The sequence below is a fragment of the Chryseobacterium aquifrigidense genome, from assembly GCF_006716485.1.
In the GTDB taxonomy this organism is placed as follows: domain Bacteria; phylum Bacteroidota; class Bacteroidia; order Flavobacteriales; family Weeksellaceae; genus Chryseobacterium; species Chryseobacterium vietnamense.
In genome coordinates this window covers 3,126,883-3,139,594 of sequence record NZ_VFPD01000001.1, presented here as the reverse complement: position 1 = coordinate 3,139,594, position 12,712 = coordinate 3,126,883, and the positions used below count along the sequence as shown (strand labels likewise).

The following is a 12,712-nucleotide window of genomic DNA, read 5'->3' as shown; positions in this document are numbered from 1 at the left end:
TCATTATGGGTTTTACCCCATAGAATGTGAATTTCTCTGAAAAGTTTTTATATATTTAGCGACCGAATAATTCATTCAATGAGCAACGAAAATAAAACAGGACAAAACGAGACTTTAGTTAGAGGATTAACAAATCGACACATACAATTAATTGCCCTTGGAGGAGCCATAGGAACAGGGTTATTTCTGGGAATTGGGCCCGCTGCCGTACTGGCAGGACCCTCTGTAATCTTAGGCTATGCTTTAGCAGGAATTATTGCCTTTTTTATTATGCGTCAGCTGGGAGAAATGGTAGTTCAGGAACCCGTTTCGGGAAGTTTTAGCTACTTTGCCTACAAATATTGGGGAAATTTTCCGGGATTTGCCTCCGGATGGAACTACTGGATTCTCTATATTCTGGTAAGTATGGCGGAACTTACCGCAATCGGACATTATATTCATTTTTGGTGGCCGGAAATACCACTCTGGGTTTCCAGTTTATTCTTCTTTGTGGTAATCAATGCACTTAACCTCGCTTCCGTAAAGGTGTATGGAGAAACAGAATTCTGGTTTTCCATCATCAAAGTAGTGGCCATTATTGCAATGATTATTTTCGGGGTATATCTTTTAATAAGCGGTACAGGAGGAGAAAAAGCAACGATCACTAACCTTTGGAATGATGGAGGTTTTTTTCCCAAAGGATTATTTAATAAAACAGAGAACGGATATTCAGGATTGTTTGCAGCAATGGCGATGATCATGTTCTCTTTCGGTGGACTTGAGCTTATCGGAATTACAGCGGCAGAAGCAAAGAACCCTGAAAAAACAATTCCGCAGGCTACCAATCAGGTGATCTACAGAATTCTTATTTTCTATGTAGGTGCTTTGGTAATCCTGTTTTCATTAAGCCCATGGAGAGATATTACAGAAGGATCAAGCCCGTTTGTTATGGTGTTTCAAAACCTGAATGGTCTTGAATTCAGCCTTTTTGGTAAAGTAATTCAGTTCAATACATTAATTGCAAATATTCTTAACCTTATTGTTTTGACTGCTGCTTTATCAGTGTACAACAGTAGTGTATATAGTAACAGCAGAATGCTTTTCGGATTGGCTCAGCAGGGAAATGCTCCAAAATTTCTGAAAAAACTGAACAAAAATTCTGTTCCTACCAATGCGATCATTATATCTTCGTGCTTTGCAGGGATCTGTATTATTATCAATAAACTGGTACCGGAAAAAGCTTTTGAATACCTGATGGCTTTAGTGGTATCTACGTTGATTATCAACTGGCTGATGATATGCTACACCCATTTAAAGTTTAAAAAATCAATAAATGCAGAGGGAGTTCAATCCAAATTTCCATCTATATTTTATCCGATATCCAATTATATCTGTATTGCATTCTTGATCCTGATCTTAGGACTGATGAGCATCACAGGAATGGAAATTCAGGTAATTCTGATTCCGATATGGATTGGCTTTTTGTTCGTGATGTATAAATTGTACAAGCCGAAATAAAAATTTAAAAGAGATCTATACATGTTTTGGAGAGGTGAAAATCAAATGATTTTCACCTCTTTGTTACTAAGAATCTTTTAAGGTACTTTCCAAATAAAGGAACAGATAAAAATCATTGGATGTGTATTTCATATTTTCCTGTATTTTTCGTACATTAGTAAGAGGTTATATTTCAAATTCAGGTGAAAATTATAATCTGTTTGAAATACCTGCGGAGAAGCCGAAAACCGTTACAAAAAAGTAGGCATGACCAAAAAAGACACTTATGGCCAATTTATTTCAAACCCTTACCAATACCGTAAAACATTGGTATATTCCATTAATCTTCGGAATTCTTTTCCTTATCTGTGGTTTTTATGTATTCAGTGTGCCTCTGGCAACCTATGTTACACTCTCCATTTTTTTCAGTGTTTCTTTTTTATTTTCGGGAATTACCGAAATATTTTTTTCCTTACAAAACAGTAAATCCCTGCAGGGCTGGGGCTGGTTTCTTGTAAGCGGATTATTAACAACCGCAATAGGCGTTTACCTAGTTGCAAACCCTCAGATTTCCATGACAGTACTTCCGTTTGTGATTGGATTTACCTTGTTGTTCCGCTCATTTCAATTACTGGGCTTCGCATTTGACCTGAAAAGCATGAGAATAATGAGCTGGGGAAATGTTGCCCTTGCCAGTGTCGGAGGAATTATATTTGCTCTACTGCTGATATTTAATCCGGTATTTACAGGATTATCATTAGTTACTCTTACCGGGGTTGCTTTCATTTTCATGGGAATAGCTTCCATTATGCTGGCTTTAGATCTGAGAAAAATTAAAAAAATTCCAGGAAGGGTAAGCCAGGAATTAAGGGATAAAATTAAGTCTATCCAGGAAGAAATTGATGAACTTAAAAAATAACACAATTTACATTATAAACAAAAAAAGGCCTCGAATAGAGGTCTTTTTTTGAATCAAGCATTTATGTCTGAAAACTCAAATTTTGAATAGAACTGGTTCCAGGAGTATTATCACTTATAAAAGATAATTCTTACTTTTTCCAATGCAGTTTTTTAATATCTAAAAGGTTATATTGCTTTTATTTCTTTATTAATTTTAAAGATTGCCTGTCTCCTTTTTTAGTCCCAAACCGGATCATGTAATTTCCTTTTTCTAATCTCTGAATATTGATTTTTTCATTGAAGATCGAAGAACCACTCTGAATTTTTTTCCCGGACATATCAAAAATACTGTACTCAAAACTTTCATTACCCTGTTTTTTACTTTGTAGGATAATATGATCCCCAGCCGGATTAGGATAAAGGGTAAAAGTATTACTGTGATCTTGAACAGAAACGTCATTCAGTCCCAGAAAACCGCTGTTAAGCTTCGTTAAAAAAGATTTATCACCATGTGTTACACTGCCTCCGGAATAACAAAGCACAAGTGAACCATCATTCAGATTAAACAATTTATGAATATAATCGGCCCTTAACGAAGTCGTAGGAGGTGCTGCCATAAAATATTGAAAGCCCGCACTTGTAGTAGTATAGTCTACAGTTCCGTTAGCATTCAGTCTGGTTACAAATAATTGTGCAATAAGATTCGGGGTACCATTGTACATATTCGTTATACCTCCGGTCACTATTATTTTTGAATTGGGTAATACGGTAATTTGTCCCAATGACAATTGCTTTGCAGTGGTAAAGCTATAATCAGGTGTTCTTCCGTTATTGGAAAATCCGGAAACAGAGGCGCCATCTGAAATCTGAATTTTAGACAAAAAGAAAGTCCCCCCATATATAGTATTTTTACTATGCAGCACTAAGATGGAATTATCAGTATAATTATATTCAAAATTTCTGGCAACAGAACCTTGCGTATCAGGAATAAAAACAGAACCATTAGTACCAAATGTAGAATCGTACGTGCCATCAGGCAGTCTTCTTTCAATGTAAGAGTCTTCAGTGTAAGTTAATGTATTGGTTTTGGTTCCTGCCATTACCAGTTTTCCGTCATTTTGTATGTAGAATTGTTTAGGATAAAACGTAGTAAGCGATAACTTTCCATTGGTGCCGAAATTATTATCAATTACACCATTCTGGTTTACTTTTACCATATAAGAACCCATGTTGGAAACAAGAAGGTAGCTGTTGCCATTCTGATCTACTGCAAAGTCACTTACTGTACCATTTTGACCCACAGATTGAGTCGTAAAACCATTGGTACCAAAGCTGGTGTCCAGAGACCCGTCCAGATTAATTCTGGTTAAAAACCAATCATATAAGCTGTGAGTTGGCGTAGCGTTTACCCTTCCATAGATCAATATTTTATTATTGTTTAAAATCATTCTTTTGACAGATTCACTTTTATCAATGGTACTGGTATCCATATTATGGTTTTTTGTTCCAAAAGACGTATCCAGAACCCCGACCTGGTTTACCTTTCTGATGGTGATAGCACCGGTTGATGTTGCAGTAATGAACTGCCCATCCGGAAGCAATACAGCATCAGACATCAAATCGAAATTGTCAAACATACAATAGCCGCCATTTCCAAAGGTAGGATCTAAACTAACGCTTTGTGCATTCAAAAAAATGGTGACAATAGAAAATAATAGGAAATAATGTTTTTTCATAGTTATAGTTTTAAATTGTTTATTCTGATTTTACCCAAAAATAAAAGATAGTAATAAAAACAAAAACCATCCTTAAAAAAGGATGGTTTGTAGACTCACAGGGATTCGAACCCCAGATGACTGAACCAAAATCAGTAGTGTTACCGCTACACCATGAGTCTCTGTTTGTTTTAGTGGTGCAAATTTACAGCTTTTTTCTTTATATACAAGAACTTTTTGAATTTTTTTTTAAATTTACTGTAGAATTTATTTACGGAAAATATGCTGATAGACTTCAATAATCTCAAAATTAATCAATTATCATTCGATACTGAATTTGAAAAGAAAGTGAAAATTTTTCTGGAAGAATGGTTTTCGGAAAAAACAGGAGTAAACGTCCAGACTTCTGGTTCCACGGGAGTACCAAAAATTTTTGAAATTGAAAAAAAGAAAATGGTCAACTCTGCTGTAATGACCTGTAATTTTTTGGGATTAAAGGAAGGTGATACCGCATTACTCTGTCTCCCTGTGGAATATATCTCCGGGAAAATGATGATCGTTCGTTCTATAGAAAGAAAATTACGATTAAAAATTACCGAGCCATCTTTACAACCTGTTGAAAATCTGGATGAAGAAATAGATTTTTGTGCTATGACACCCCTTCAGGTAGAAAATTCACTGGAAAAGCTTCACCTGATAAAAAACCTCATCATTGGTGGTGCTGCTGTTTCAGAAAGCCTGAAAAATAAAATTCTGCAGATGAACCTTAGTCCTTCAAACCGTATTTTTGAAACCTATGGGATGTCTGAAACCCTTTCCCATATTGGCTTAAAACAATTGATGCCGGAGCAGGAAGATTATTTCACCGTTTTTGAAAATGTAACCATCTCTTTAGATGGCAGAGGATGCCTGAAGATCTTCGCTCCCAATGTAAATGGTGAAGAACTGCAAACTAATGATTTAGTTGATATTAAGAATGAAAAGCAGTTTAAATTCCTTGGAAGGATTGATAATGTAATAAACTCCGGAGGTGCAAAAATTTTCCCGGAAACCCTTGAAGCTTTAGTTAAAAAAGAACTCACAAACGAAGCCGTGTTTATGGGACTGCCGGATGAAAGTTTGGGCCAGAAATTGATATTAATTATAGAAGGAAATGAATCTGATGAGGTGAAAAGGAAAATTTCAGAAATTCCATTTGAGAAAAATTTCCACAGGCCAAAAGAAATTATTTTCATCAGAGAAATTCCGAGAACTCCCAACGGGAAGGTAAACAGATTAGAATTATATAAAAATTTAAATAGAGATCTCTAGTGGATTCCGGTATCTCAAAATCTTAAAACAATGAAAGACTTTTCAAAAGAACTCAGCTTCAAAACTTCCCGCAGCAGCGGCGCAGGAGGACAAAACGTCAATAAAGTGGAGACTGCTGTTACCGTACTTTGGAAAGTAGATGCATCAGAATTTTTCAATGAAGATGAAAAAACATTGATTCAGCATAAACTGAAAAACAGAATCAATGCAGAGGGTTTTTTATTCCTTTCAGTTTCGGAAAGCAGAACCCAGCTGATGAATAAAAATAAAGCCATTGAAAAAATACTTGAAATGGTAAACAAAGCTCTCATTGTTCCCAAAAAAAGAACGGCCACCAAGCCTTCAAAAGGACAGAAACAAAAAAGACTGGATAACAAGAAAAAGCTTTCAGATAAAAAAGAAAGCAGACGTTTCAGGTTTTAATTGGTTTCTCCGGTAGAAAATTTTATTTTTGCCGGAAACTTTTAAAACCATGATAAAAAAAATAATCTTAATTGGAGTTTTTTCAATCTCCATCATGTCTTTCGCTCAGAAATTTTCTATCAGACCTTCAGTGGGGTACGCATGGAGAACTGCAAAAACAGTTTCCGGACTTAGTAAAGAAGAAAAAGAATATGTAAAAGACCTGAAAAATGGGTTGAACATTGATGTTGCTGCCCATTATGAAGTGAAGAACGGCCTTGCGTTCGGAGTAAAATACTCCAACTACAGTGCGTCCAGTGACGGATTTCTGCTTGGTTATGTAAATGGAACACCAGTATCCGTTCCTGTAACGACAAAAGATCATATTACATTTTTCGGTTTCTCCGGACTTATTTCAAATAATCATCTGGATACAAGACATAAGGTATTTGCAGATGTAGCATTGGGAGTCATGTCTTATACTACAAAAACAGGATCTGTAAAAGGCACAGGAAGTACTTTTGGGGCAGAAGTGGACCTTGGATATCAATATCAGGTAAGCAAGAATTTTATGATAGGACCAAAAGTAGGTTTAAGTGGCGGAACCTTGAGTAAAATGAAGTATAACGGTGTGACTTATAAATTTGATGATGATCAGAAAGAAGGTTTACATAGAGTTTCTTTAAGTGCAGCCGCTACATTCCGTTTTTAAGCAGTATCTTTGTTAGAATTAATAATAATTGATAATGACAGCAACAATCTTTTTATCTGCAGAATACCGCCGGTCAGGATTGCTGCTGTCTTTACTTTATCTACACACAGATTCTTTTCTGAAAAGTTCTAAGGACTTCATTATTTAAGCCCTGTCAGGATCCAAGACAGGGACTCATTCCGACTTTTATATATATTGCTTTTTTGCAGTTTTCCGGAGAAGAAGACTGTCATACGTCTGTATTCTATATTGGATCGTCAGAGAATAACTGCATTTTAATTTAAAAAAATGAAAAATGTCTAATCATATTATTGTAACAACCGGAATTTATGATGCTATAAAAGATACCCTTAGAAGAAAAAAAGTGAGTATCGGGGAAGAGAAAAGATTAACTGAAGAGCTTAGAAATGCAAAGCAAGTGCGGAGAAGAGATCTTCCTGCTGATATTGTAACGGTAGAAAGAAAAGTAACATTAAAAGACCATACCTTAGATTTTGAACACGAGTATATTTTTGTGCCGTCTACCAAAGCAAAACTTAAAAAGAATAAACATTCCATCCTGTCTGATATTGCTCTTGCAGTAGTAGGATATAGAGTAGGAGATGTTATTAACTGGCCTTTCCGAGACGGAGAAAGAAAAATCGAAATCCTGAAAGTGGAAGCCTGGGAAGGATAAATCTTTGAAGAATATTAGTAAGTTGATTGTTAGTGAAAGCGTGGCTCGTATGGGTCGCGCTTTTTTATAGTAATGTGTTGGAAAACGCAAGGGTGCAAATTTTTTAAATACTAAATAGTTGTAAGACGCAAGGATTTTATCTTCGATAAAATTTTATACTGTATAAGTGATCTCACGTTGATTTTGCAGATCATATAAAAATCTGTGTGATCTGTGAGAAAATGATACCTTCTTAATTTAACAAATGATAAAAAAAGACTTCTCTGTTACACTTTCTTCAGGTGCTTTCGCTGCATTCCGTTTTTAAGTTTTATCTTTGCAAAAATTAAAAAAATGAGCAAACCGATAACTGAATTCATAGAAAAGTATTACCTGCACTTCAACGCAGCTGCATTGGTGGATGCTTCTAAAGGATATGTTGCACATCTTAAAGATGGCGGAAAAATGATGATTACTTTGGCAGGAGCAATGTCTACTGCTGAATTAGGGAAGATTCTTGCTGAAATGATCCGTCAGGGAAAAGTAGATTTCATCTCTTGTACAGGGGCTAACCTTGAAGAAGATTTAATGAACCTTGTAGCACACTCTCACTATGAAAGAGTTCCTCATTATAGAGATTTAACAGCTCAGGATGAGTGGGATCTTTTGGAAAGAGGTCTGAACAGAGTTACAGATACTTGTATCCCTGAAGAAGAAGCTTTCAGAAGATTACAAAAACATATCGTAGAGATCTGGAAAGATGCAGAAGCTAAAGGAGAAAGATATTTCCCTCACGAATTCATGTACAAAATGATCCTTTCAGGAGTATTGGAGCAGTACTACGAAATTCCTAGAGAAAACTCCTGGATGATTGCTGCTGCAGAAGCTAACCTACCAATCGTAGTACCGGGATGGGAAGATTCTACAATGGGTAACATCTTCGCTTCTTACTGCATCAAAGGAGAGCTTAAAGCGACTACAATGAAATCAGGAATCGAATATATGACTTACCTTGCCGACTGGTATACTAAAAATTCAGGAGGAAAAGGAGTTGGGTTCTTCCAGATTGGTGGAGGTATCGCAGGAGATTTTCCTATCTGTGTAGTACCAATGCTATATCAGGATATGGAAATGCATGATATTCCTTTCTGGTCTTATTTCTGCCAGATTTCTGACTCTACAACCTCTTACGGTTCATACTCAGGAGCAGTGCCAAATGAAAAAATCACTTGGGGTAAACTGGATATCACTACACCGAAATTTATCGTTGAAAGTGATGCAACCATCTGTGCACCATTGATGTTCTCTTATATCTTAGAAAACTAAGAACAAAATTCTCAAAAGAGATTAAAATACCAGCGCTTCAATTCATTTGAAGCGCTTTTTTATTTTTAGGATGTAAAAATAGAATTGTTTTGAAAACTAAAATAATTTGAACCATTAAGATTATTTAAGTTTTAAAGGGTATTAAGAGAAATAGCTAAAGCTATTTTATTTATCCGCATGCTTTACTTTTCATCAAAGATGAAACTTAATGATTCTTCCCATCTTCATTTTCTTAATGGTTAAAAATTGGTATACAGTATTCCCACAGATCCCACGAATTGCACAGATTTTTACGATCTGCGTAATCTGCGAGAGATAAAACTATGTCGTATTAGCCGTTTCAAAGAACAAGCACTTTTGCGTTTTCCAAAAGATATAATACATAAGCATTTGTGAAAATCTGTGCAATCTGTGGGAAAATAAAATCAATCCAAAGAATTCACCAGCACAAAATAACGATACGCCAGAATTCCCTTTTCAATCTTGGTCAGATGATTAGGATCTTTAGTACTCAGCTTCGGTAGCACCTTTTTATTAACGGCATTCAACAGCCTGAAAAATGATTTTTTCATATCTTTATCTTTTAATGAAACATCATTGAGCTTAAGAGAGTTCAAAAATGATGCAAAAAAAGATAGTCTGCTAAAACAGTTAATTGATATGGACGAAATTTTCAAACAACAGGTCTACGAAGTGGCAAGGCTTATTCCCAAAGGAAGAGTTTCTACGTATGGCGCCATCGCAAAAGCAGTTGGCTATCCAAATCATTCCAGACATGTGGGAAAAGCAATGGGAGGATGTCCTAAGGATGTTCCTGCTCATCGGGTAATTTCCAGTTCAGGAGTTCTGTCTGTTCCGGAGTTTCAGCCTAAGCTGGAAGCTGAAGGAATCACTGTGGAAAATCTTAGAATAAAAAATTTCAAAAAGCTGTTCTGGGATCCGTTGGAGGAATTGTAAATTTCAAAGTATTTTTGTAACGCAAAGTTTTTATTTATAAACTGTAATATTTTTGAGGGAGCAAAGGCAGAATCAATGAAATTGATTCTTTCTAAGCGAACGTATCATTCATCACAAAGCTTCATCAGCGACAAAGTCGCACCTCTTCGCCTCCTGAAATAAAAGATTCGAATCATTAAGTACTTGTGTCGGAAATTCTTGCATCAATATTTCCATCACAAAAAAATGTCACTCCATAACTGAATAGGAGTGACACCAATATTTTTAAAGTTTCAACTGTCTTATTTTCTTCCTCTCGGCAGACCTTTCAGTTCTTCTTTAAGCTTTTCGTTTTCTTCTTTTAACAGAGCGATATAGTTTTGTAAGTTTTCAATAATAGCCCCCGGAATATTATCATAGTTATTCTGGTTGGTAATTACACCAGCAGAAGATGACCTGTCATTAAATACAGGGTGATCATTATTGATAATTACTGCAGGTTCATCCTCTTCATAAATGTCCTCAAAAGGTACATCCAGAAAACGGGCAAGCTTGTCCCATTCATCTTTTACGATCCTTACATCACCACTTTCTTTTCTGCTGTAATTGGATACATCCGTTGCTATAAAGTCAGCTACCTGCTGTTGAGTGTAGCCTTTTTGCTTTCTGATGACGCGTAATTTTTCTTTTTGCATGACCGACATTTTATACAAAAATGGCAAAAAAGCAGAAGCTATACAATAAAAAGTAGAAAAAAATATGTGATAAAGAATAAGATTAAAGATAAAAGGAAGCCAGACTTAAAAACACAAATATTATCCTATGTAATTGTTGAAAATTTTCTTCGTACTAGCCATTTATTTCGCAATAACTTCCGATTGATCAAAGATTGTTGGTAAGAGTAGGTATTTAAACCTATAAGGTTTTTATTCATTATGAAAATTTAATGAACAAGAACATTCCGACTTCGCTCAATATTAGATTTTCAGCAAGGACGGGAGCTTAATCTTTATTAAAATATTCCCGCAGATCACACGAATTGCACAGATTTTTATTATCTGCGTAATCAGCAAATCAGCGAGATAAAGAATAAAAACACAGCCTGCAGTTTTATCGGGGATAAAATCCTTGAGCCTTACAATACATAGTATTCAAAAAAATAGTGCCTCTGCGTTTTTCCAACCTTTCTTCAGATAAAAAAAGACTGCTTCAAAATGAAACAGTCTTTTTTATATTATTTTTCCAGTTGCTTATAGCTTCTCTGTATAAAATCTGTCAGGTCTTTTCCTTTCAGTAAGTTTTGTGAAAGCTTGGCAAGATCCAGCGCATATTTGATTAAGTTTTCTTTCTCTTCAGTATTCTCAGTTTTTAAGATCTGATTGGAAAGCTCGCTGTTGGAGTTCACCACAAGATTGTACATCTCCGGGAAACCGCCCATTCCAAACATGCCGCCTCCACCTGTAGCCTGCATTTCCTTCATTCTTCTCATGAATTCAGGCTGGGTAATGGTGAACGGAGCATCATTGCTGTCAAGGTCTTCAAGCTGAACCGTAAATTTAGAATCCTGAATAGCTTCTTCTACATTCTTTTTTAATGACTCTTTTTCCGTTTCATTCAGTTTTGAAATTACCGGCTCGTCTTTTTTGATAAGGTTATTAACATGATCAGCATCTACTCTTGCAAATGAAATATTTTCTTTTGAAGCTTCCAGTTTCTGAATCACGTGTGAAATGATAGGAGAGTCTAATAACAGAACTTCATATCCTTTATCTCTTGCAGACTGGATGTAGCTGTGCTGCTCATCAGCATTGGTAGCATACAATACAACCAGTTTGTTATCTTTATCGGTTTGGCTTGGCTTTATTTTTTCTACCAGTTCATCCCAAAGGAAATATTTACCGTCGGTTGTAGGATACAATGTGAATTTGTCTGCCTTTTCAGCAAATTTCTCTTCAGTAATGATTCCGTACTCGATTACGATTTTAATGTCGTTCCATTTTTTCTCATAGTCTTCACGGTTTTCATTGATTAAAGAAGCCATTTTGTCGGCTACTTTTTTCGTGATGTAAGATGAAATTTTCTTTACCGCACCATCTGCCTGAAGATAAGAACGGGAAACGTTCAATGGAATATCCGGAGAATCAATAACTCCTCTCAGAAGCATCAGGAAGTCCGGAACGATCCCTTTTACTTCATCCGTTACGAATACCTGGTTTTGATATAATTGAATTTTATCTTTGTCGATATTCAGGTTGTTGCTCAACTTAGGAAAGAACAGAATTCCGGTAAGATTGAAAGGATAATCAACATTCAGGTGGATGTTGAATAATGGTTCTTCAAACTGCATTGGATACAGTTCATGATAGAACTTCATATAATCCTCATTGGTTAGTTCGCTTGGAGCGATTGTCCATGCTGGTACCGGATTGTTGATAATATTGTCTACCTCTTCCGTTTCAGCTACCGCATCCTCCGGAGCATCTTCCGGTAATGGAAGTGTATGTGTTTTTGTCCCGAATTTAATCGGAACAGGCATAAATTTGTTATACTTTAATAACAGTTCACGGATTTTTGTTTCTTCTAAAAACTCTACCGAATCTTCAGCAATATGAAGAATAATTTCTGTTCCTCTGTCAGTTTTATCGGTAGTTTCCTCAAGTGTAAATTCCGGACTTCCGTCACAAATCCAACGTACTGCCGGCTCATCTTTATAAGATTTTGTAAGAATTTCTACCTTTTCTGCCACCATAAATGCAGAGTAAAATCCAAGACCGAAATGTCCGATAATCCCTGAATCTTTAGCAGAATCCTTATATTTTTCCAGAAACTCTTCAGCTCCTGAGAAAGCAACCTGGTTGATGTATTTTTCAACTTCTTCAGCCGTCATCCCAATACCCTGGTCAATGATGCGTAAAGTTTTCTGGTCTTTATCAATTTTAACTTCAAGTTTCGGATTTCCGTACTCTACTTTTGCTTCACCAATGCTTGTTAAATGTTTTAATTTTAAAGTAGCATCAGTAGCATTGGAAATCAATTCTCTTAAGAATATTTCGTGGTCACTGTAAAGAAATTTTTTAATAAGGGGGAAAATGTTTTCCACAGATACATTAATATTTCCTTTAGTCATCATATTTTATATTTTAATTGTTCAAAATACTTCTCAAAAAAAATACCATGAAGAAGAAAGTGACAGAATGACATTTTTTCAACCTGATGTGGTCTTGTCGTATGATTTTGTCAAAGAAATATCTTACTTTTAATTCTTAAAATATTTTAAAA

12 protein-coding genes and 1 tRNA gene are annotated in these 12,712 nt (G+C 35.7%); 8 read left to right on the top strand and 5 right to left on the bottom strand.

Translation table 11 applies throughout. The features are described 5' to 3' along the window. The first annotated feature begins 78 nt into the window (after positions 1-78). Both FB551_RS14035 and FB551_RS14030 read left to right on the top strand, forming a co-directional pair. A complete protein-coding gene (locus tag FB551_RS14035; protein WP_142017920.1) occupies positions 79-1,497 on the top strand; it encodes an amino acid permease in 1,419 nt (472 codons plus the stop codon). Positions 1,498-1,762: 265 nt separating this feature from the next. Continuing rightward, positions 1,763-2,395 carry an HdeD family acid-resistance protein gene (locus FB551_RS14030; protein ID WP_047435132.1) on the top strand — a complete coding sequence of 211 codons (633 nt, stop codon included), beginning with the start codon at positions 1,763-1,765 and terminating at the stop codon, positions 2,393-2,395. A 178-nt stretch (positions 2,396-2,573) separates the two neighbouring features. Here the strand turns inward: FB551_RS14030 and FB551_RS14025 are convergent, their stop codons facing one another. Together FB551_RS14025 and FB551_RS14020 are read right to left on the bottom strand one after the other, a co-directional pair. Further along, complete coding sequence (locus FB551_RS14025) at positions 2,574-4,112, bottom strand: T9SS type A sorting domain-containing protein (protein ID WP_142017919.1); 1,539 nt, start codon at positions 4,110-4,112, stop codon at positions 2,574-2,576. 90 nt (positions 4,113-4,202) lie between these two features. After that, positions 4,203-4,273 (bottom strand) — tRNA-Gln (locus FB551_RS14020). Positions 4,274-4,373: 100 nt separating this feature from the next. On the opposite strand from FB551_RS14020, the gene FB551_RS14015 reads away from it, so the two are divergent. The 5 genes from FB551_RS14015 to FB551_RS13995 all read left to right on the top strand — a co-directional run bounded on the left by FB551_RS14015 (position 4,374) and on the right by FB551_RS13995 (position 8,497). After that, entirely contained in the window at positions 4,374-5,402 is a 1,029-nt protein-coding gene (locus tag FB551_RS14015) for an AMP-binding protein (protein ID WP_142017918.1), read from the top strand. 30 nt (positions 5,403-5,432) lie between these two features. After that, positions 5,433-5,825, top strand: a complete 393-nt coding sequence (gene arfB, locus FB551_RS14010; protein ID WP_142017917.1) for an alternative ribosome rescue aminoacyl-tRNA hydrolase ArfB — start codon at positions 5,433-5,435, stop codon at positions 5,823-5,825. Between the two features lie 49 nt (positions 5,826-5,874). Further along, positions 5,875-6,516 carry a hypothetical protein gene (locus FB551_RS14005; protein WP_047435121.1) on the top strand — a complete coding sequence of 214 codons (642 nt, stop codon included), beginning with the start codon at positions 5,875-5,877 and terminating at the stop codon, positions 6,514-6,516. 295 nt (positions 6,517-6,811) lie between these two features. After that, the gene (locus FB551_RS14000; RefSeq protein WP_047435119.1) at positions 6,812-7,192 is read left to right on the top strand and encodes a GreA/GreB family elongation factor; all 381 of its coding nucleotides are present in this window, start codon (positions 6,812-6,814) and stop codon (positions 7,190-7,192) included. Between the two features lie 333 nt (positions 7,193-7,525). After that, entirely contained in the window at positions 7,526-8,497 is a 972-nt protein-coding gene (locus tag FB551_RS13995) for a deoxyhypusine synthase family protein (RefSeq protein WP_034673009.1), read from the top strand. 425 nt (positions 8,498-8,922) lie between these two features. Here the strand turns inward: FB551_RS13995 and FB551_RS23305 are convergent, their stop codons facing one another. Beyond that, a complete protein-coding gene (locus FB551_RS23305) occupies positions 8,923-9,069 on the bottom strand; it encodes a hypothetical protein (RefSeq protein WP_167497854.1) in 147 nt (48 codons plus the stop codon). Between the two features lie 88 nt (positions 9,070-9,157). Between FB551_RS23305 and FB551_RS13990 the strand changes: the two genes are divergently transcribed. Further along, entirely contained in the window at positions 9,158-9,454 is a 297-nt protein-coding gene (locus FB551_RS13990) for an MGMT family protein (RefSeq protein ID WP_034697384.1), read from the top strand. Positions 9,455-9,735: 281 nt separating this feature from the next. On the opposite strand, the gene FB551_RS13985 is transcribed toward FB551_RS13990, so the two are convergent. Further along, on the bottom strand, positions 9,736-10,128 hold the full coding sequence (locus FB551_RS13985; RefSeq protein ID WP_047435112.1) for a helix-turn-helix transcriptional regulator: 393 nt from the start codon (positions 10,126-10,128) through the stop codon (positions 9,736-9,738). A 539-nt stretch (positions 10,129-10,667) separates the two neighbouring features. Then, on the bottom strand, positions 10,668-12,560 hold the full coding sequence (gene htpG / locus FB551_RS13980; protein ID WP_142018117.1) for a molecular chaperone HtpG: 1,893 nt from the start codon (positions 12,558-12,560) through the stop codon (positions 10,668-10,670). Positions 12,561-12,712: the final 152 nt, after the last annotated feature.